We start from the raw sequence: 19,383 nt of genomic DNA on the forward strand, positions 1-19,383 counted from the left end.
GGAACGACGCGACTAGCTCTCGACCACGGCGAGGATGTCGTCCTCGCGCATGATGATCAGCTCGTCGCCGTCGATCTTGATTTCAGTGCCGGCGTACTTGCCGAACAGGATCTCGTCGCCGGCTTTGACGTCGAGGGGCTTGCGCTTGCCGTCGTCGTCGTAGCGACCACTGCCGACGGCGATGACCTTGCCGCGGGTGGGTTTTTCTTTGGCCGAGTCAGGGATGTAGATGCCGCCGGCGGTCTTGGTCTCTTCTTCGAGACGCTTGACGAGCACACGGTCGTTGAGGGGACGGACGTTCATTTGTGCAGTCTCCGATGTCGTTGGTTGCTGAGCCCGGACCCTGTGTGCACGTGCGGATCGCGGGCGAAGTTGAGATGGCCGCTTCGCGTCGCGCCCGGCCCTTGTTGGGGGCACGGGGAAGACGCTGGAAGTCCAGCGGCCGAACGCTTTAGCAGTCGGGCCTTCCGACTGCCAGCGGCCGGAGGGTAAAGCGCCAACCGACCGGCACAAGGTCGGGATTGGAAATCTTTGACCCAAACATGGGCGAGTCATCTCACGAATACGTGATGACCAGCTTGTGGCACACGACATCGCTGCTAGCGTGAGAATTAGTACAGGCCATGTATTTGGCGTTCTAGGGCACACAAAAGGGACAAGTCATGAACAAAGAAGTTGATCTCAGCATCGAGGGCACGCTGGAGTCGTTCTTTTTCGCGCAGCTCGAACAGGCCCGCGAGGGCCAGTCAGACCGCCTTGGCGTGGATATCGAGGCGTATTTGGTCCACATGTTGGCGGCCCACGCCCGCCGCACGAACGTCGCGGGTCGCACGAGCCCCGCCCTCGCCACGCAGTTCATGAGCGCGCGCGAGCATGGTGCGCAGGCGCTGCGCGAGGTCGGGGATCGGGCGCTCTACATTGCTGGCGTGGTCCCGCGCTCGCTCGATCGGACCCCGGTCAATGTTGCCTATGTGTCGGGGATCGGTGAGGCCGCATACCGCGAGGTCCACGTTCGCTCGGCCCGGCTGCAAGTGTTCGAGCGCCTCGCGGATCGCTTCCGCGAGATCGTCGAGCTGCTCGGCAAGATGCTGGCGCGCGATGACACGGATCTACTCTCGCTCTACGAGAGGTGGCGAGAGCGCAGCGATCCACGCGACGCGCGGCGGCTGCTCGCGGCGGGGGTTCTGCTCGATCCCGCGACTGCAGATATTCTGCAGTAGCTCGGGAATCATCGCGTGGCGGATGGAGTTGGGAGCGCCCGATGAGCCGCAAGCGAACCTCTTTGAGCGCCCAGGGCCTGTTCTTCCTGGCATTTTGCACGCTCGGGGCGCCCGCCCTCGTGACCAGCGCCGGTTGCTCCGGCGAGGCCCAGGCCAGTCCGCCAACTCATGCGCAGCCCGACGAAGCCGCCAACCCACCCCAGGGTTTGGCGGCTTCTGCGGTTGCAGGATCGGGTGCTGGGCCCGCTCAGCCGGCTCTGGCGCCGCTTCGCTACGATCCCAACGACAGCCTGGCGCCGCTGATCAGCCAGGTGCAGCTGTCCGTGGTCAGCATCCAGACCCGCCGCAGCAAGTCGGGCCCGTTCAGCCGCGGGTCTTCTGGGATCGGCAGCGGGTTCATCATCTCGGATGACGGCTTGGTCGTGACCAACCACCACGTCGTCGCCGGCAACGACAAGTTCGAGGTCCACATGCAGGACGGCCGCCGCTTCGAGGCGACGGTGGTCGGCAGCGATCCGCAGACGGACGTCGCGGTGATCCGGCTGACCAACGCCAAGCAGCTGCCGGCCGTCAGCTTTGGCTCGAGCGAGGGCTTGCTCGTGGGTGACTGGGTGATCGCGCTGGGCAGCCCGATGGGGCTCGAGCAAACGGTCACGCGTGGGATCGTCTCGGCCAAGGGCCGGGGCAGCCTGGGCCTGTACGAAGATGGCTACGCCGACTTCTTGCAGACCGACGCCGCGATCAACCCGGGCAACAGCGGGGGTCCGCTGTTCAACCTCGCTGGCGAAGTCGTTGGGATCAACACCGCCGTTGGGGGTCACGATGGGCTTGGGTTTGCGATCCCAATTGATCAGGCGAAGGTCGTGATCCCCAAGCTGATCAAAGATGGCAAGGTCACGCGGGGGTGGCTGGGTGTCGGCGGTCGTGACGAGCCGCCCGAGTTTGGCGCGATGCCCAAGAAGGGCGCCGTGATCGGTGAGATCCACGCGGGCACGCCGGCCGCGACGGCGGGGTTGCTAGCGGGTGATCGGGTGATCGAGATCGACGGCAAGGCGATCGAGGATTTTGACGCTCTGCGCACGCGGATCGGTGAGTACGAGCCAAACGAGAAGGTCACGCTCGCGGTGCTGCGTGGCGGGAAGCAGCATCAGATCAACGTCGAGCTTGGGGCGCGCCCGGATCCCAACTCGCTGGTGCGGATGCCCGCTGGGGTCGTGCCGCCAAAGAATGCGCCAACGCCGAAGACCCCCCGGGTCAGCGTTGACCTCTACAATGGGGGACCTGCGCGGTTGGGCGTGGAGGTCCGCGAGACGCCGGACGGCGTGGTCGTGGATCGGGTGATCGAAGGCGGCGTGGGGCACCGGCTTGGGCTCCGCGCTGGTGATGTGATCGAGCGGATCAACGGCAAGGGGGTCAGCTCGGTCGCGGCGATCATTGCCTCGCTCGAGGGGGAACGGGGCCGCGCACAGGTCGAGGTGCGGCGCGGGAGCGGGCGGCACACCGCTGAGATCAGCGCGGGGTGACACAGACCTTAGAGGTCGCCGACCAGCAGCCGCTGGCGCGTCTGGTCGCTTCGCTCCTCGGGGCCGTCTGTTCGCATCCGCATGTGTGGCCCCCTAAAAGGGGGCTCGAGCGCATGAACCTCTCCAGCTGGGGGGCACCTCAATTGATCTACGTTGCGACCGCCGCGAGGTAGAGCGCCAAGCCGTTCCACACCGACAACACCACGAATACGACCCCCATCGCCTGGATCGCGAGGCGCACGAATTTCTGCTCGAGCCGGGCGCCGTAGCGCTTCAATATACCGACGAGGATCAAATATCCCAGCACGATCCCCAGCCCAAGGCCGAGCGGAAACAAGAGCTTGTGCAGCGGCGTCGGCTCGAGCTCGGTCATGGATAGGGCAATCGCAACGCCAGCCGACCACGACAAGATCAAGGTTGGGTTGAGGATCGAGATCCCGAACCCGGCCCAGTAGCCCCACTGACGACCGCGCAGGTCGACCGGATGATCCGCTCGAGGATCGACCCCGTCTGCGACCGCCGTGGGTTGCTCGGGTCGCTGGACGACCAGCCAGACCCCGACGGCGAGGAACACGAGGGTGCCGACGATCTCGATCACCAAGCGTGCGCCCGGCACCTGCTCGAGCAGCGCGACGATCCCAAAGGTTGCGAGCCCGCAGTAGAGCAGCTCGGCCGGTACCCGCCCAATCCCGATCTTCAGCGCGCCGCCCGGGTCGCCGGCGAGCGCCCGCTGGATCACCAGCACGGTCACGGGCCCAAGCGGCGCGATCGCGCTGAAGATGCCGACGACGATCGCTACCAGCACGATCGACGCGGTCACGAGGCCGGCGCTCGCGGCGGTGAGAGCCAGGGCCATCTCAGTAGCGGGCGTTCAAGGTGTCGGCCATGCGATCCGCGATCGCCATGATCGTGAGCATGGGGTTGGCCGCAGGCGTGGCTGGGATGATGCCGGTGTCGCAGACGTAGAGATCGTCGACGTCCCAGGCCGCGCCGCTCGAGTCGACGACGTGGCGCGCACGATCTTCGCCCATCGCTGTCGAGCCAAACACGTGGTTGGAGGCGATCGGGAAGTTCTTGGGCGAGAGCTTGGCCTGGCGCACGACCTCGGCGCCCGAGGCGTCGGTGATCTGCGGCGGGAGCCCGTGGACGCCGGGGTACACGGAGGTCGCCCCGGTCGCGAAGTACATCTCGATCAGCATGGCCATGCCTTCTTGCATGCGCTTCACGTCACCCTGCTCGATGCGGTAGCGAATGTCGTGGTTGCCGCCAGGCAGCGAGCGCACGCGGCCGGACGAGTCTTCACCGCTGACCCACACGTCCCACGACGCCATGTGGTTGTAGCGCGAGACCAGATCCTTGAGGTCGGCGCCGATGCCCGGGAACCGAAACGCGAGCAGCGACGGCGCGACCCACAGCGACTCGAGCTTGATGCCCTCGGGCATGAAGTCGAGGCAGTGGTAGCCCTGGGTGGCCCCGCTCCACGGCGCGACCTCGTCGGGGAACATGCCCATCAGCGCGGTGCCGGGGTGGAACTGCAGGTTGCGGCCGATAGGGTCACGGTTGATGCCGCTGCGCTGCATGATCACCGGCGAGGCGATCGCACCCGCGGCGAGGATCGTGCACTTGGCGGTGATCCGCACGCGCTCGCCCAGCTTGCCGGTGAAGGGCTCAATCGCCACGCCCTCGACCCCGCGCACGCGGTCGCCGTCCATGAGCAGGGTGTCGGCGCGGACCGAGGTGTAGACGCGGCCCCCGGCCTCGACCATCTCGGGCACGCCGCGGACATCCAGCGACTTCTTGGCGCGGGTTGGGCAGCCCGTGAAGCACTGGCTGGATCCGCGGCAGCCTTCTTCGTTGCGCTCGATCACCGTGGCGGTGGCGCCAACGGCCTCGCAGCCGGCCCGAAACAGCTCGTTGCGGCGGCCCTGGACCTCGGACTGAACCTTGCGCACGCCCATGAAGGCTTCGACCCGATCGTAGTGGGGCGCCATGGTGTCGGGGTCGACCCCGATCACGCCGTGGTCGTTGCGCCACTTGTCGACGGCGAACAGCGGCGCGCGCATGCAGATCGCCGAATTGAACACCGACCCGCCGCCAAGGCAGCGGGCCTGCATCGTGGGCATGAACAGGTTGCCGTTGGTGCGACGCAGCCCGCTGTCGAAGAAGTAGCGGGCCAAGGTCGCGCCGGCGTCCCGGTCGAAGTCGCGGGTTCGCACGACCGGGCCGACCTCGATCAGCACGACCGACCGACCTGCGCTGGCGAGCCGATGCGCGAGGTAGGCCCCACCCGGGCCCGAGCCGACGACCGCGAACTCGCAGTGATCGACGATCGGGCTGGTGTAGTCGACGAACTCTAGAACCCTACGGTCGTCGTTGGGTCGGTGCCCTTTTTTTTTTGGTCGTCCGCCTCCGCCGCTTGGCCAGCGGGCTCGGGCTCGGGCTCGGGCTCGGGGGTGGGCGCCGTCTCGAGCTTGGGGGCAGCTGCCTTGGCCCCGTTGCTGCCGTTGCGGACGGGCGAGGCCGCGGCGACCGGGGTCATGGCCTCGTCGCCACCCAAGCCAGGGATCACCTTCTTGACGTTGCGCAGCGCGTCTTTGACCGCACCGCCCGCGAGCGAGATGACCGGGCCGCCAACCTTGTAGTAGCCGGCCAGCGTGTCTTCCATTGCGCCAAGGAAGTAGCTGACGTCTTCGTTGGTGATCGTGACCGGCGGGAGGATCTTGATCGCGTTGATCGCCGGTCCGGGGATCTGCACGATCACCCGCTGCTTGGCGAACATGTCGCAGTTGACCGCGGCCGCGAACGCGCCCTTGTCGGCCACCCCGATCAGCTCTTGCTGCACGCGCAGGCTCAGGCTGCCCGAGTCTTTGAAGTAGATCGCGAGCATCAGGCCCTTGCCGCTGATGCGATCGATGCAGTCGTAGCGCGAGGCGAGATCGATCAAGCCAGCGTGCAGCATGTCGCCGAGCTCGCGGGCCCGGTTGGGCGCGTCGAGATCACGCAGCACGTCGAGCGTGGCGATGCCAGCAGCCATCGCGAGGTTGTTCTCGGCGAAGGTCGAGAAGTAGATCGGCCCCGCCCTGAACTTGCTGTAGACGCCCTCGTAGACCTCTTCGGTCATGAGCACGGCGCTGACCGGCATCTGCCCGCCGGCGAGGGTCTTGGACACGGTCATCATGCCCGGGCGCACGCCGAGCCCGGCGCTGGCGAACCACGAGCCGGTTCGACCAAGGCCGGTCTGGATCTCGTCGGCCACGAACACGGTGCCGTACTGCTTGCACAGGGCCTCGGCCTCGCGCATGTAGTCGGCGTCCATGACGGTGGCCGTCATGCCTTGGATCGGCTCGATGAACAGCGCGGCCACATCCTGCTTGGACAGCTCGTTGCGCAGCGCGGCGATGTCGTTGGGCCGGATCGAGGTGCACACGGGCATCAGCGGATCCTGGCTCTCCTTCATCTGCTCGAACCCGCACAGCGAGATCGCGCCGTAGGTCCGGCCGTGAAACGCCCCCTGCAAGAACAGGAAGCGGCGCCGCCGGGTCATGTAGCGGGTGAAGCGGATGCAGACTTCGATCGCCTCGCTGCCCGAGTTGGCGAACACGGCCTTGGTGTACTGCGGGCCCGCGAGCTCGAGCAGCCGCTCGGCCAGCAGCCCGCCGAGCGCCGAGGCGTTGACGACCGACAAGTTGGGCAGCTGCAGCGACAACACGTCACGCAGCGCGTCGCTGACCTGCGGGTGGTTGCGGCCGATGAAGAACACGCCGCCGCCCGCGAGCAGGTCCAGGTAGCGGGTGCCGTCCTTGTCCCACATGTACTGGCCGTCGGCGCGGGTGAACGCCGCCGACAACCCACCCATCTCGAACATCTTGAGCAGGCGCGGGTGGATGTGGCGCTTGGACAGATGGTTGGCCGAGGTCAGGTGCTCCTCGATGAGCTCTTTCATGCTACCGGTCACGCTGGGTATTCCTTGGAGTATCCGTAGGTGTCGAACACCAGCCGCCAGCGGTCGTAGACGAACTCGCGCAGGTCTTCGCTGATGTCGAGCTTGTTACGCTTGTAGCCGCGCAGGGAGTCGAGGTAGGGCCGGATCGTGGCCGCGTAGCGATCCCAGTCGGGTAGCCGCAGCTTGGTGTACATGTCGCCGAGCATGTTGAGCTCGTTGCCGACAAAGTCTTCGTAGGCGATCTCGACGAAGTTCTCGGGCGGGATCAGGTGGCGGTCTTCGATGACGCGCTCGTAGATCCGCCGGCCGATCGCCGCGGTGTGCTCCCACCGCTGCGAGATGAACTCTTGCTGCGGCCGCTGGAAGAAGTTCTCCCAGTCGGTCTTCGAGCGCATGTGCAGCGTTGACGAGAACACCTCGTAGGGGTTGCGGTGGATGTGGATGAAGCGCGCGTCGGGGAACAGCTCGAGCAGCAGGCGGATCCGCGCGGTGTGGGGGCAGGACTTGACCACCACGCGCTTGCCGTTGGTGGCCAGCATGATCCGCTTGATGAAGGTGACCAACTCGCTCTTCCACAGCTCGCGCTCGTCGGGCGTGGCCTCGAGGAAGTCGATGTACTTCTCGTAGCGGGCCGACTCGTCCGGGAACATGAACGAGAGGTAGAGGCTGAGCCCGGTCAGCTTGGCCAGCGCGATCTCGTCTTCGGCGGCCTCGTGCCAGCCTTGCTTGACGTTGTCGTACGAGCGGGTCTCTGCGAGCGCGCCGCTGGCGATGCGCGGCACGATGTCCCCGGTCAGCAAGAACGAGGTTGGAAAGATGACCTGGTAGTAGGTTGGGACCGTGTGGTTGGGGTCGCGCCCGAACAGGTTGTGCAGGTGGGTGGTGCCGGTGCGCCAGTGCCCGAGCAAGAAGATCGGGGTTGGGTCCACGCGCATCTGGGCCAGCTTGCGCGCGTAGATGGCGTCTTCGAGGCGGCCCAGCACGGTCGAGGGGATGCCCCAACCTGTGATCCACGCGAGCCGGTGCAGGTATTCGCGGCTGACCTGAAAGTCGTTGGCCTTGAGGATCTCGAGCCACTCTGGCAGCTCGACCCCGGTCATCAACTGTTCGGTCGACCAGCGGTGCTCTAGTTGTTTGACACGTTCGACGTGCATTAGTTGTCGCCCCCGCTGGCCCGGGCCGCGGCGGCCCGACGCTCGCGCTCGATCACCCGGACCGCGTCGACGGCCTCGGACAGGACCGCGACGTTGGCCGCGGAATCAATGTCGGCGCCGGGAAGATCGGCGACGGTCTTGGTCTTGCCAGCGCTCGCCCGTTGGCGGCGGAGGATCTCGACGCCATCGTCGACGCCGATGTGACGGAGGACTTCGGCGTCCGCGAGGTACGCGAACGCGAACACCGAGCGCAGCCCGAGCAGCGAGACCCGACGAAAATACAGGTCACTGGTCTCCCACGCAGCGAGGTAGGCGTGCTGGGCTTCGGGGCTGGCGCGGGTGAAGGTCTTGGTCCGGCTGGGCCCGAACGCAGGCATTGCAACCTCGAACAGCACGAACATCAGGCGGAGCAACACACGCTCACGCTTGGGGACCGCAGCGAGCCACTCGTCGACGTACTCGAGCGCTCGCGCATCGCGGGCGTCGACCGGGATGTTGCCGCCGCGCGGGTACATCGTCTGTCCGAGCGCCCCGACGATCCGTGCCTCGATCGGGGTGAGGACTTTGTACTTTCGACTCACTGAACCGCCTGATCCCTGTTGTGGGTCGCAACCGAGTCGCAGCGCGACGCTCGTCGCATACACGAGGCCCCCCAGGCCGGCAAGCCGTCAGCCAGGCGCGGCAACATGGCGGGGTGCGGTGACGCGATCATGAGCAAGGGTGAGCGGGTGGAATCAACCGTTCGCCGAATCGTGCCGGATATCTCCAGGTCCGGCTAGTCCCCGTCGCTGAACTTCCGGGGGGAACTTCGGTGGCGGGGGACAGCCGCCCTTTTAGATGAGGGGCTTCGCAGGCTCCCCACGCCGGCGGGCTTCTCGTGCCTCGCCGCACAGACTCCATCGTTCGCGGCGCCGGGCCTCGGCTTTCGAGCGAGTAGAGGGCAAGCTCACGCCTGTTCCCGGCGCGTTCTACGGGGTGTCGCCGCGTCGGATCGCGCCCGCTGACTGCTACGCTCCCGCCACATGGCGCCGGAGACCGAGCCGCCCCGCGCGGGGCCCCTGGCGCGTCGTTGCGCCGAGTTGATCACCTGGGTCACGCACACGCGCTCGCGCAGCGCGGCGGTCTTGGTCACGGCTTTGTTGGTTGGCGTGACGTCGCTGTGGTTCGGGGCCTCGATCCAGATCGACACGGACCTCCGCAGCCTGCTGCCCAAGTCGGCGCCCAGCGTGGCCGCGCTGGATCTACTCGAGGAGCGCAAGGGCAGCTCCGAGGGGTTCGTGATCGCGATCGAGGGTCCAACCGCGGCCGACGCCGACGCCGCCGTGATCGGTGTCGCCGACGAAGTGGCGAGCTGGCCCGAGACCCGCTCGCTCACGGCCGAGCGCGATTACACGCCGCTGCGCGCCCACGCGCTCTACATGCTCGAGCTCGACCAGCTCGAAGAGCTGCGCGACGAGCTCGAGGCCGAGCGCAAGCAAGCGATCGCCCGGGCGATCGGACCGGGGCTTGGCGACGGCGACGTCAACACCGACGAGGTGACCGTTGGCGAAGACTGGGACGACGAGGGCTTCGACGAGCTCGACTGGGCGCCGGCACCGGAGCAGCCGGGGCAGCCGGAGCAGCCCGAGCCACCCGCGGACGCAGCCGCGCAGGACGACGCGCAGGACGACGCGCCCGAGCAGCGTGACTTCGAGACCTTCCTCGCCGAGCAGCGCGAGCACTTGATCGCCCAGGGCACCCTCGACGAGGCCGAGGTCGCGCTGATCTGGCCCGCAGAGAACGAGAAGGGGGAGGTCGAGTGGGCCGAGCATGTCGGCATGCCGTACTCCGCCGAGGACGGCAAGGTCCGCACGATCCAAGGCAGCCTCTCGCGGCCGGCGACAGACGTCGAGTTCGCGCAGGACGTCGTGGGTCGGGTCGATCAACGGGCCGAAGAATTGCGTCAGGCCGGGATGGCGGCGGACACCCGCGTGCAAGTGGTCGCTGCCTACAATGTCTCGGGGGCCGTCAACGCGATCGTCGCCGACGCGCGGCGGGCCACGTGGATCTCGGGCACGCTGGTGCTCGCGGTCTTGCTGCTGGGGTTTCGCAGCCTGCGGGTGCTGCCGTTGATCATCGTGCCAATGGCCGTGGCAATGAGCGCGACGCTCGCGGTCGCAAAGCTGAGCTTTGGCCAGCTCAACGCGCTCACGGTGTTCTTGTTCGCGGTGTTGTTTGGGATGGGCGTGGACTTTTGCGTGCACCTGTACGCGCTGCGCGAGCGGCAAGGTCGCGACGGCGACTGGCCCACGGTGATCCGCGAGCACTTTCGTCCGCTGGTGGCGACCATGGCCACGACCAGCGCGAGCTTGCTGATCCTGATGCTGGCGGAGTTCAAGGCGTTCCGCGAGTTCGGCTCGATCTCGGCGGTTGGCGTGCTGCTGTGCTTCATCTCCGCGGTCGTGCTGGTCCCGGCGATCGACACCTTGCTTGGGCCGATGCGGAAACCTGTGGCCGCGGTGGAACCGGCGAGCGCGGATGTGCCCGCTCCGGCCAGCGCTGGCGGTTGGCGGTCGGTGCTGTCAAAGGGGCGCTACGCGGTGCTCGTGTTGCTGGCCGGGGTCGCGCTCTACGGCGCGCCGCAGCTGCGCATGGAGAAGGACAATCGGGTGCTCAACGCGAGCGATGCACCCGACGCCGAGACCAAAAAAGAGATCGCCTACGGGCAGACGGGTGGGCGCTACAAGTCGCTGGCGTTGGTCGCCAACGATCCCGAGGCGCTCAACCTCGTCGTGGATCGGCTCGAGGCCGCCGAGGCGTCGGGCGAGTTGCTCGACGGTGGCATCGACACTGGCGAGCCGCGTCGACCGTGGATCAAAGAGGTCTACAGCCTGCGCACGGTGATGCCGACGCAGCAGGCGGAGAAGGCCCCCGTGATCGCGCAGATCGGCGAGCGCACCAACGATCTGCTGGCCGAGCTGCCAGATCTCGACGAGCAGGCGCGCGCGTACCAGACCCACCTCGAGGCCCTCGAGCACATGACCAAGGCGGACCCGCTGACGCTCGAAGAGCTGCCAGCGTGGACGGTGGAGCCATTCCGCGAGAAGGACGGGCGCAGCGATCGGATCGCCCACGTGTACCTGGACATCGAAGGGTGGAGCATCGATGAGCTGGTCGCGGTCCGGCATCGCCTCGACGTGGTGCTAGACGGCACGGAGGTCCGCGCGGCCGACAGCCGCCTGGTGTTCGCGGATCTGATGGCGCTGATGGAGCACGACGCCGAGCGGATCCCGTTTTATGCGCTGGGCGTGATCTTGCTGTTCATCGCGATTGATCTACGCGAGCTGAAGGGCACCGCGGCGTGCTTCTCGACCCTGACCCTGGGAGTGTTCGTCGCGGTGGCGGTGATGGGGCTGTGGCCGATGCGGCTGAACTTCTTCAACTTGGTGGTGATGCCGGCGGTCGTGGGGCTGGGGATCGACGCCAGCATTCACCTGTGGCACGGCCGCAAGCGGGCCTCGCTGGCGGCGACCAGCAAGGCTTCACTGTTGTCGGCGCTGACGACGGTGGCCGGGTTCTCTGGGCTGTTGGCGGCGAATCATGCCGGGCTGCGGAGCATTGGCGAGGTTGGGGTCATGGCGATCGTGGCGTGTGTCGGGGTCGCGTTCTTGGCGCTGTACCCGATTCGGACCAAGCCAACGTAGCTTCAATGTAGCTACGCTGCGTGGGTTGGCGCTGGGGTCTACAGCAAGGTGTTGTCGATCAGGCGGACGTCGTCGAAGAACACCGCGAGCGCGACCAGGGTCGGGCCGTTGGCATGATCTGTTGGCTGCAGCTGCTCGGCGTCGACGACCGAGACGTAGTGGATCCGGCCGGGCGCGAGGGCTTGCTCTGCGTCGGCGATCAGCCGCGAGGACACGCGCTCGCCAGCGGCGTGGCGTTGGCGGACGAGCTGCAAAAATTTGGGGATAGCGATCGCGGCCGCCCGAGCAGACGCCCCCAAGCGGGCGTTGCGGCTGGACAGCGCCAGGCCGTCTTGCTCGCGCATGGTCGGCACGCCAACGACCTCGCCAGACCAGAACAAGTCGCGATGCATGCGCTTGATGATCGCCAGCTGTTGAAAGTCCTTTTGACCGAACAGCCCCACGGTTGGCGTGAACAGCTGCCAGAGCTTGGAGACGACGGTACACACCCCGCGGAAGTGCCCCGGCCGGGTCGCGCCGCACAGGTGTTGATCGAGGGCGCCCACCTCGACGTAGGTGCTGGCGCCCGGGGGGTAGAGCTCTTCAGGTTTGGGGATGAACGCCAGATCGACGCCGACCGACTCGGCCTTGGCGAGATCGCCAGGCTCGTCGCGCGGGTAGCTGGCGAGATCGGCCGGGTCGTTGAATTGCGTTGGGTTGACGAAGATCGAGATCGCCAGCGCCCCGCGATTGCGCGGGACCCGACGGCGGCCCTCTTGCATCAAGGCGAGGTGGCCCTCGTGCAGGTAGCCCATGGTTGGGACCAGCGCGAGCTCGCGGGCGCCGTGCTGCGTTCGCCACTCGCGAAGCTCGGAGACGCTGCGCAACACTCGAGTGGGCATGGTCGAAACCCGCGGAGCTCAGCGAGGTCCGTAGCCGGCGCGGCGCGGGGGCTCGGCGTGGTCGTTTGGATCGGGATCCGGGGCAGCGGCGACGGGGGAGTTCTTGCTGGCGAAGCTGTGCTCGGGGCCCGGGAACGCGCGCGAGCGGACCTCGGCGGCGAACGCCGAGAACGCGTCGCGGACCGGATCCGCGAGGGTCGCGTAGCGCTTGACGAACTTGGGCTTGAAGCTGTCGTCGAGCCCAAGCAGATCTTGCATGACGAGGACTTGCCCGTCGCAGCCATTGCCCGCGCCGATGCCGATCGTGGGGATCGAGAGCGAGGCAGAGACCTCTGTGGCGAGCGCCGCGGGGATGCCCTCGAGCACGATCGAGAAGCACCCGGCCTGCTCGAGCTGGGCGGCCTCATTGCGCAGACGCTCGGCTGCTTGGGCGTCGCGGGCTTGGACCTTGAACCCACCAAACGCGTGGACGCTCTGCGGCGTGAGCCCGAGGTGGCCCATGACCGGAATGCCGGCGGCGACGATGCGCTCGATCGCGGGGAGCACCTGCGCGCCACCTTCGAGCTTGACCGACGCGGCGCCGCCCTCTTTGATCAGCCGGCCCGCGTTGGTGACCGCGAGGTCCGGGCTGGCCTGGTAGCTCATGAACGGCATGTCGACCGTCAGGTGAGCGCAACGCAGCGCCCGACGGACGCAGCGCGCGTGATAGATCATGTGATCGACGGTGACCTCGAGCGTGTGCTCGTGGCCCTGCATGACCATTCCAAGGCTGTCGCCGACGAGCACGATGTCGACGTCACACGCGTCGATCAGCCGGGCAAAGGTCGCGTCGTAGGCTGTGATCATCACGACCGGCACGCCGTCGCGCTTGCGGGCGAGGATGTCCGGCACAGTGACGGGCTTGCGCGGAATGGACTCAGCCATGGGAGCTCACGTACGATGTTTCAGAAGCAGTTGCAAACAGCTCGCTGCCCGCGGTGAGCCAGTCCACGAATGCCGTCCGCAAGCGGGCGAGAAGCCCTCGCCCGAGCTGAAAACCGGGCGAGAAGCCCTTCCCCGAGCTGAAAACAGTCATGGCCTGGCATTGGCGGCCTCGCCCTCGTTGGCGTGGGCCGGACCGCCGAGGTTGCTGGGCAGAGGACGCAGCGCGGTCTGGTGGCGCTCGGCGAGGCGACGCTCGGGGTCCTCTGGCTCGGGTCGGGCGAGGTAGGCGGTCCATAGCCGCAGCGCCCCGCTGGTCTCTTTGCGGACGGTCTTGGCGTAGGCGCGAACGTACAGGCGCTCGTGCAGGGGCATCGCGCTCTCGAGCGCGCGCAGCTGGCTGCCCTCGTCCCGATCGAGGGCGGTCTGCATGCGCACGCGGGCGCCGGCCTGATCCCCAGCCCGGTCGAGCACCAGCGCCAACACATAGTAGGACGCGAGCCGATCGTTCTCGGGCGCGTCGATGAACGCGCGCTTGGCCAGGTCCAGCGCGGCGCCGAGGTTGCCAGCGTAGAGCTCGGTGAGCGCGAGCAGGCGGCGGAGCTTCCAACCTTCGACGCTGGCTCGCGCGAGCGAGCGCCCGAACGCTTTGCGGGCGCCAACGAGGTCACCCGTGGACAGCAGCGCCCGGCCGCGCCAGTACTCGAGCCCAAGGCTGCGCTTGTCGCGACGGCGGTGTTGCTCGGCGATCGCGGCGTCGATCCAGGCGAGGGCGTGGTCGCGGCTCTCGACCACGCCGGTCTCGATCACGCTCAAGTCGGTGGCCTCGTCGAGGCCCTCCGGGAGATCGAAGCGACGCAGGAGCTCGCTGCGGGCGGCCATTGCGAGCACCTCGGGGGCGTTGGGGCACTCGGTGGCCTGGATCGCCCAGCGATGGTTCTCGCGGTAGTTGTTGACGTCTTCGCCATAGCCAAACAGCTGGTTGAAGGCCTCGCTGGCGACGCTCGAGCAGCCCGTCCACGAGCGGCTGCCGGCCTGGGCCCAGACCGTGGCCGTGGCCTCGACGAGCGCGACCGGTGCGACTGGCTCGGCGTTGGCTTCTGGGCCGCTGGGTACGTAGCCGCCGTTGCCGATCTCTTCGGCGCGATCCCAGGCAGGGGGCGGCGGCCGAGGCGGAGCCGGCTTGGCCTGGCGCACGATCACCCTCTTGGCGTCGGCAGGGGTCCCGCTAAAGATCATCGACAGTCCGAACAGCAGCGGGAGCAGCAGCCGAGCGCGAGTCACTGCGTCAGGCTACCACCGCGACCTGGCGCTGTCTTTTGCGAGCAGCCAGCTCCCGGCAGCCCGACGCCGGCTGGGTTCGTCAGAAAGTTGACCGCTCGCTCTGAGCTGGAACACTCGCGCGAGATGGGCACGTCGCCAGGCAAGCGTTCGCCGCGCAAAACAGGCGCAAACACGGCTGGGCGGGCAGGCTCGGGCGGATCCGCTGGTGCGAGCGCGCGTGAACCTGGAGTTCCGATGGTCGATCCCGAGACGGTCGCGGCCGTCCGCCAGGCGACCGCTCACGGCGCACACGTGGTCGTGACCGCGGTGACCACCGCGTGGCGCGGCGTTGCGTGGGGTGCGACCGTCAGTGCCAAGTGGTTGTGGCCCCGGTTGTCGGCGCTCACGCTGCTGGTCGCTGGTGCGTCTTGGCGCGGGCTCGGGACCGCGACGCGCTGGCTGTGGACCCAGCGCAGCGGCGTCGCGCGGGTCGGGCATCGCGGGCTGTGGTGGGGAGCGCTGGCGATCCTGGTGCTCGTCGGGCGGGCGTTGCTCAGCGCCGACGGGGATCCGGAGCTGATCGAGGTCGCCACGCTGTGGTTGGGCGCGGGGCTGGCGATGTCCGTGCTGGTGCTGCTTGGCGCGCCGGAGAAGCGCATGCGGGTGGCCGCGTTCGCGCTTGCGAGCGGACACGGGTCGCTGGGCCTGCTCGCCTGGATCGCCGCCGCGACGGTGTAGCGACCGCCTGCTGGCTCAGGTTCGCAAGACCGCGCCCGCCCAGGTCAGGCCGGTCCCGAACGCCGCCATCGCAACAGTGGAGCCGTCGGGCATGCGCCCAGCTTCGCGGGCTTCGTGGATGGCGATCGGGATCGTCGCCGCCGACATGTTGCCGTAGCGATCCACGATCGAGATCATCTTCTCGACTGGAACGTCCAGGCGCTGTCGACAGGCCTCCATGATCCGCATGTTGGCTTGATGCGGAATCAGCAGATCGACGTCGGCCGCGGTCAGATTGGCCGACGCGAGCGCGGCCTTGCTGGCCGCGGTCATGGCCCGGACCGCGTGGCGAAACACGGTGTTGCCCTTCATCTGCACCATGTGCAGGCCGTCTTTCACGGTCTGCTCGGTCGCGGGGGTCCGGGTGCCACCGGCGGGCAGATACAGGATCGGCGCGAGGCTGCCGTCGGCGCCCCAGTTGGACGAGAGCAGGCCGACGTCTTGCTCGCAGGACTCGATGACGGCCGCGCCAGCGCCGTCGCCAAACAGCACGCAGGTGCTGCGGTCGGTCCAGTCGACGACCTTGCTCATGACCTCACACCCGACCACGCCGATCCGCTTGCCCGAGCCGGCCACGAGCATGCAAGCCGCGACCTCGAGGGCGTACAGAAAGCCCGAGCAGCCGGCGGCGACGTCGAACGCCGGCATCCCACGGATCCCCAGCTCGTTTTGGATCCAACAGCCGGTCGAGGGAAACAGGGTGTCGGGGGACGAGGTCGCGACGACGATCGCGTCGAGGTTGGCGGTTTGCATGCCCGCGCGCTCGCAGGCGTTGGCGAGGGCGCGGGCACCCAGGGTCGCGGACGAGGTCTCGGCGTCGGCGATGTGGCGCTGCTTGATCCCGGTGCGCTCGGTGACCCACTCGTCCGAGGTGTCGACCAACTTCGCGATGTCGAAGTTGGTCATGATCCGCTGTGGGACCGCCATGCCGGTGCCGAGAATCTTGAAGCGTTTCACCACGTCGTCCTGCCCTCGCGGGCGATATAAGCGGCCGGATGCCAGCTTGGCCAGGCGTAGTCGGGGAATTCACGCCGTCGTGGGCGTGACGACGCGAGTGCGCGGGGGTTCGCAGCGTGGAGCGAAAGGGGGTGCGCGGCGATAGCTACGCGGCGACGTGGGGCTCTCACGATCCGCGCTGATCCGGCGTCGGTATCGGGCAATTTGTTTCACCGCCACAGCGCACATTGGAGGCGCGTGGGTGGTCCTCGGTGAATGCGATTCATTCGCGGGCGTGCGCGCGCGCGTGGATCCGGTCTGACACCAGCCGCGGGCGCGCGCTGTCGAATTGTCACCGCTCGCTGCGAATACCCTGCGTAAACGAGCTGTGAGCCGGGTGTCGTCGTTCGATCGGAGTGGGTACACGCCTTGCACAACCGCCGCGCATGCACGCATCGAGCAGCATCCGTCGCAAGGCCCCCTTCCTTCCATGGTTCGCGGCCCTCCTCCTCGGCGCTAGCGCCCACGCAGGATGGTTGATCCACGAGCTCCGCAGCGATCACCAACCCGAGCACCCTGCCAGCTTGATCGTGCATGTCGACGCACGATCCCAGCCAGACAGCCTATCTATCCGTCAGCAGTCGCGCGAGCAGACGCGGACCCGCCCGGCGACGTCGCCACGCTGCCGCCACGCCCAGGTTGATCCACACCCTGCCGATCCGACGCCGCTCAATCTCGACATCTGGGTGCAGCGGACCGATCGCTACGCGTACACGATCGATCGCCGCGTCCTCGACGAGGCCCCGCTCGGACCAGTCGACGCCGACCTCGCGCGGATCGGCGTCGTCGCCAAGACCTTGGCCAAGGCCCGCGACGCGGCGATGTCGACCGCGAGCGCAGGCGAGCCGATCGAGCTGCGCAACATCCACGCAGGCACACCGCTCTGGCTGCTGGGGCTGCGCACGGGGGATCGGCTGCTGGCGATCTGGACCAGCGGCGAACCCGAGCTCGAGCACATCGAGCTCTCGATCGAGCGGCGCGGCCGGGCCTTGGCGCTCAGCTACGAGCTGATCTGACCCGACAGTAGCTTTTTCGCCAAGTTGGCGTATGCAGCCGATGCTCGATCGGAGCGCACCCAGCGTCCGATCCACGCCCGGCATCATGACCCTCTCCACCGTGTTGTTCTTCGGCGTGTTCTTGTGCCTGTGGGCGCTCATGCACGTCTGGGTCGGTCGGCGCCTGATCGTTCGCGGCCGCGAGTACCCCGCTTGGGTGCGGCGGATGATCGTGGGCGTGCTGGTCTCGCTGGCGATCGTCCCGGTGCTCGCGGTGTTCGGTCGCCGGCTCGAGATCGTCAACGAGCTGGGCGTCCTTCAGTGGATTGGCTTCGTGTTCATGGGCGTGTCGACCTTGCTGATCGCGCTGACGATGATCGTCGACACGCCGCGGCTGGTCGCCCAGGGCGGCCTCGCGCTGCGCAAGCGCTGGCGAGCCACCCAAGACCGGCTGGATCCGCGAGCAAGCGACGCCCAGCCAGACAACGGGCCCGGCCTTGGGTCCCCGCCGCGCCGCCAGTTCTTCGCCGACATCGCCAACTATGGGATCGTCGGTGGCGCCGTGGGCCTCTCGGTCGTGGGCTTCGCCGAGGCCCGGCGGGTCCCACGGGTCGTGAGGGTCAACGTCCCGATCCAAGATCTGCATCCCGACCTCGACGGCCTGCGCATCGTCCAGCTGACCGACGTGCACATCGGCCCAACCATCCGCGGGACCTGGCTCGACCAGGTCGTCGACGTTGCGAATTCACTCGAGCCCGATCTGGTCGCGCTGACTGGCGACTTCGTCGATGGCTTCGTCGATGATCTGGGCCCCGAGCTTGGCGGGCTGTCCAAGCTTCGCGCCCAGCACGGGGCGTTCTTCGTGACCGGAAACCACGAGTACTACTGGGACGGCCCGGCCTGGTGCGCGGCGATCGACGCCCTTGGCCCGACGGTGCTGAACAACGAGCACCGACTGATCGAGCGAGGCGCGGCCCGGCTGTTGCTCGCGGGCGTGACGGATCTCGGCGCCGGTCGCCACGAGCCCGCGCACGCGTCGGACCCCGCCAAAGCCAAGGCCAACGCGCCCGCCCACGACCTCGCCGTGTTGCTCGCGCACCAGCCCCGCAGCGTGTACGGGGCCGCGAAGGCAGGCTTTGATCTGCAGCTGTCAGGCCACACGCACTCGGGCCAGTACTTCCCGATGAGCTTGATGATCCACCTGATGCAGCCCTACGTGCACGGGCTCGCGCGGCATGACGACATGCAGATCTACGTGAGCGCGGGGACCGGCTACTGGGGGCCGCCCAACCGCGCGGGGTCGCCCTCGGAGATCACCTTGCTGACCCTGCGGCGCGCGTGAGGCCCAGGTCTCGAAGGTGACCTTCGTACTCGTCGCTGAAGCTCGGTCTTCATGGTTCCTCCGCTGGAAACCATTTCCGCAGCGCGGCGATTAGCTCCCGCACCGCGGGGTCCTGGCAGCGGCCTACGGCGACCCGCGACGCGACCTTTCGGTAGAGTGCCGCCGAGCGTTTGACCTTGCGCGCGCCGTTGCGGACGGCCCACGTTGCGGCTTCCTTGGGTCGCGCTGGCTTGGTTGCACCTTCGTCGAGCCAGCCCGCTGCGACCAAAGCCGGCTGCAGTTGCGTCCAGGATTCCCAGCCCATGGCCATCGCCGAGTGCGGCGAGTCGGACCACAACCAAACATCGGCCGCCGGCCGGACCACGAGGCTCAACCCGATCGGCGGTGGCCATCCCGCTCGCGTCAGCTGGGTGTCGAGGTGGGCCGCGATCTTTGCGGCCCCCGGGCTACCCGGAAATTGTTCGTCGATGACGACAGCGGCGTGGCGATACTCCCCCATGAACGGCCGCAGCAACTCCTCGGCGCGGGTGTGCAAGCCACAGTCGTTTTGCCCCTTGGCCACGCGGATATCGCTGCGCCCGTCAAATTCGAACGCTCGGCAGCCCACAATGCGGTCGAGAGCATCGCGCTCGAGAAATCCGCCGAGCGCCGCACCCATTTGGCCGTCGGCGACCAACAACAGTAG

17 protein-coding genes are annotated in these 19,383 nt (G+C 67.6%); 6 read left to right on the forward strand and 11 right to left on the reverse strand.

The window, feature by feature from the left end; genetic code table 11:
- Positions 1 to 12: 12 nt before the first annotated feature.
- Complete coding sequence (gene groES, locus DB30_RS11925; protein ID WP_052548534.1) at positions 13 to 303, reverse strand: co-chaperone GroES; 291 nt, start codon at positions 301 to 303, stop codon at positions 13 to 15.
- Between the two features lie 359 nt (positions 304 to 662).
- Here groES and DB30_RS11930 point away from each other — a divergent pair, with 359 nt between their 5' ends.
- Positions 663 to 1,220, forward strand: coding sequence for a hypothetical protein (locus tag DB30_RS11930; protein WP_052548535.1), 558 nt, complete (start codon positions 663 to 665; stop codon positions 1,218 to 1,220).
- A 41-nt stretch (positions 1,221 to 1,261) separates the two neighbouring features.
- Positions 1,262 to 2,743 (forward strand): trypsin-like peptidase domain-containing protein, encoded by a 1,482-nt coding sequence (locus DB30_RS11935; RefSeq protein ID WP_052548536.1) that lies wholly within the window; start codon positions 1,262 to 1,264, stop codon positions 2,741 to 2,743.
- A gap of 148 nt (positions 2,744 to 2,891) precedes the next feature.
- Here the strand turns inward: DB30_RS11935 and DB30_RS11940 are convergent, their stop codons facing one another.
- Genes DB30_RS11940 through DB30_RS11960 form a run of 5 tightly spaced genes read right to left on the reverse strand, consistent with a single transcriptional unit; the run spans position 2,892 to position 8,421 of the window.
- A complete protein-coding gene (locus DB30_RS11940) occupies positions 2,892 to 3,599 on the reverse strand; it encodes a LysE family translocator (protein ID WP_052548537.1) in 708 nt (235 codons plus the stop codon).
- 1 nt (position 3,600) lies between these two features.
- A complete protein-coding gene (locus DB30_RS11945) occupies positions 3,601 to 5,073 on the reverse strand; it encodes a GMC family oxidoreductase N-terminal domain-containing protein (RefSeq protein ID WP_240480218.1) in 1,473 nt (490 codons plus the stop codon).
- Between the two features lie 23 nt (positions 5,074 to 5,096).
- The gene (locus DB30_RS11950; RefSeq protein ID WP_146658578.1) at positions 5,097 to 6,686 is read right to left on the reverse strand and encodes an aspartate aminotransferase family protein; all 1,590 of its coding nucleotides are present in this window, start codon (positions 6,684 to 6,686) and stop codon (positions 5,097 to 5,099) included.
- 8 nt (positions 6,687 to 6,694) lie between these two features.
- Positions 6,695 to 7,840 carry a sulfotransferase family protein gene (locus DB30_RS11955; protein ID WP_146658579.1) on the reverse strand — a complete coding sequence of 382 codons (1,146 nt, stop codon included), beginning with the start codon at positions 7,838 to 7,840 and terminating at the stop codon, positions 6,695 to 6,697.
- Positions 7,840 to 8,421: a hypothetical protein gene (locus DB30_RS11960; RefSeq protein WP_052548541.1), complete on the reverse strand. Its 582-nt coding sequence runs from the start codon at positions 8,419 to 8,421 to the stop codon at positions 7,840 to 7,842. The genes DB30_RS11955 and DB30_RS11960 overlap by 1 nt, the downstream gene beginning before the upstream one ends.
- 441 nt (positions 8,422 to 8,862) lie before the next feature.
- On the opposite strand from DB30_RS11960, the gene DB30_RS11965 reads away from it, so the two are divergent.
- Complete coding sequence (locus DB30_RS11965) at positions 8,863 to 11,523, forward strand: MMPL family transporter (protein ID WP_052548542.1); 2,661 nt, start codon at positions 8,863 to 8,865, stop codon at positions 11,521 to 11,523.
- 38 nt (positions 11,524 to 11,561) lie between these two features.
- On the opposite strand, the gene panC is transcribed toward DB30_RS11965, so the two are convergent.
- The 3 genes from panC to DB30_RS11980 form a co-directional block, all read right to left on the reverse strand.
- Positions 11,562 to 12,404, reverse strand: a complete 843-nt coding sequence (panC, locus tag DB30_RS11970; RefSeq protein WP_052548543.1) for a pantoate--beta-alanine ligase — start codon at positions 12,402 to 12,404, stop codon at positions 11,562 to 11,564.
- Between the two features lie 18 nt (positions 12,405 to 12,422).
- Positions 12,423 to 13,328 (reverse strand): 3-methyl-2-oxobutanoate hydroxymethyltransferase, encoded by a 906-nt coding sequence (gene panB / locus DB30_RS11975; protein ID WP_052548544.1) that lies wholly within the window; start codon positions 13,326 to 13,328, stop codon positions 12,423 to 12,425.
- 147 nt (positions 13,329 to 13,475) lie between these two features.
- Positions 13,476 to 14,609: a tetratricopeptide repeat protein gene (locus DB30_RS11980; RefSeq protein WP_052548545.1), complete on the reverse strand. Its 1,134-nt coding sequence runs from the start codon at positions 14,607 to 14,609 to the stop codon at positions 13,476 to 13,478.
- Between the two features lie 234 nt (positions 14,610 to 14,843).
- Here DB30_RS11980 and DB30_RS11985 point away from each other — a divergent pair, with 234 nt between their 5' ends.
- Positions 14,844 to 15,326, forward strand: coding sequence for a hypothetical protein (locus tag DB30_RS11985; protein WP_052548546.1), 483 nt, complete (start codon positions 14,844 to 14,846; stop codon positions 15,324 to 15,326).
- A 15-nt stretch (positions 15,327 to 15,341) separates the two neighbouring features.
- Here DB30_RS11985 and DB30_RS11990 read toward each other — a convergent pair whose 3' ends face one another.
- Complete coding sequence (locus DB30_RS11990) at positions 15,342 to 16,322, reverse strand: beta-ketoacyl-ACP synthase III (protein ID WP_165703726.1); 981 nt, start codon at positions 16,320 to 16,322, stop codon at positions 15,342 to 15,344.
- 425 nt (positions 16,323 to 16,747) lie between these two features.
- Here DB30_RS11990 and DB30_RS11995 point away from each other — a divergent pair, with 425 nt between their 5' ends.
- Together DB30_RS11995 and DB30_RS12000 are read left to right on the forward strand one after the other, a co-directional pair.
- On the forward strand, positions 16,748 to 17,377 hold the full coding sequence (locus DB30_RS11995) for a hypothetical protein (protein WP_052548547.1): 630 nt from the start codon (positions 16,748 to 16,750) through the stop codon (positions 17,375 to 17,377).
- Between the two features lie 85 nt (positions 17,378 to 17,462).
- Positions 17,463 to 18,698 carry a metallophosphoesterase gene (locus DB30_RS12000; protein WP_165703727.1) on the forward strand — a complete coding sequence of 412 codons (1,236 nt, stop codon included), beginning with the start codon at positions 17,463 to 17,465 and terminating at the stop codon, positions 18,696 to 18,698.
- A gap of 49 nt (positions 18,699 to 18,747) precedes the next feature.
- Here the strand turns inward: DB30_RS12000 and mads4 are convergent, their stop codons facing one another.
- Entirely contained in the window at positions 18,748 to 19,377 is a 630-nt protein-coding gene (mads4, locus tag DB30_RS12005) for a methylation-associated defense system protein MAD4 (protein WP_146658580.1), read from the reverse strand.
- Positions 19,378 to 19,383 lie beyond the last annotated feature (6 nt).

The sequence above is a fragment of the Enhygromyxa salina genome, assembly GCF_000737335.2.
Classification (GTDB): domain Bacteria; phylum Myxococcota_A; class Polyangia; order Nannocystales; family Nannocystaceae; genus Plesiocystis; species Plesiocystis salina_C.

What these genes read in the sequence shown, in the direction of transcription:
- groES (WP_052548534.1), bottom strand. Translation starts at nt 303, where the DNA reads ATGAACGTCCGTCCCCTCAACGACCGTGTGCTCGTCAAGCGTCTCGAA.
- DB30_RS11930 (WP_052548535.1), top strand. Translation starts at nt 663, where the DNA reads ATGAACAAAGAAGTTGATCTCAGCATCGAGGGCACGCTGGAGTCGTTC.
- DB30_RS11935 (WP_052548536.1), top strand. Translation starts at nt 1,262, where the DNA reads ATGAGCCGCAAGCGAACCTCTTTGAGCGCCCAGGGCCTGTTCTTCCTG.
- DB30_RS11940 (WP_052548537.1), bottom strand. Translation starts at nt 3,599, where the DNA reads ATGGCCCTGGCTCTCACCGCCGCGAGCGCCGGCCTCGTGACCGCGTCG.
- DB30_RS11950 (WP_146658578.1), bottom strand. Translation starts at nt 6,686, where the DNA reads ATGAAAGAGCTCATCGAGGAGCACCTGACCTCGGCCAACCATCTGTCC.
- DB30_RS11955 (WP_146658579.1), bottom strand. Translation starts at nt 7,840, where the DNA reads ATGCACGTCGAACGTGTCAAACAACTAGAGCACCGCTGGTCGACCGAA.
- DB30_RS11965 (WP_052548542.1), top strand. Translation starts at nt 8,863, where the DNA reads ATGGCGCCGGAGACCGAGCCGCCCCGCGCGGGGCCCCTGGCGCGTCGT.
- panC (WP_052548543.1), bottom strand. Translation starts at nt 12,404, where the DNA reads ATGCCCACTCGAGTGTTGCGCAGCGTCTCCGAGCTTCGCGAGTGGCGA.
- panB (WP_052548544.1), bottom strand. Translation starts at nt 13,328, where the DNA reads ATGGCTGAGTCCATTCCGCGCAAGCCCGTCACTGTGCCGGACATCCTC.
- DB30_RS11985 (WP_052548546.1), top strand. Translation starts at nt 14,844, where the DNA reads ATGGTCGATCCCGAGACGGTCGCGGCCGTCCGCCAGGCGACCGCTCAC.
- DB30_RS11995 (WP_052548547.1), top strand. Translation starts at nt 16,748, where the DNA reads ATGCACGCATCGAGCAGCATCCGTCGCAAGGCCCCCTTCCTTCCATGG.
- DB30_RS12000 (WP_165703727.1), top strand. Translation starts at nt 17,463, where the DNA reads ATGACCCTCTCCACCGTGTTGTTCTTCGGCGTGTTCTTGTGCCTGTGG.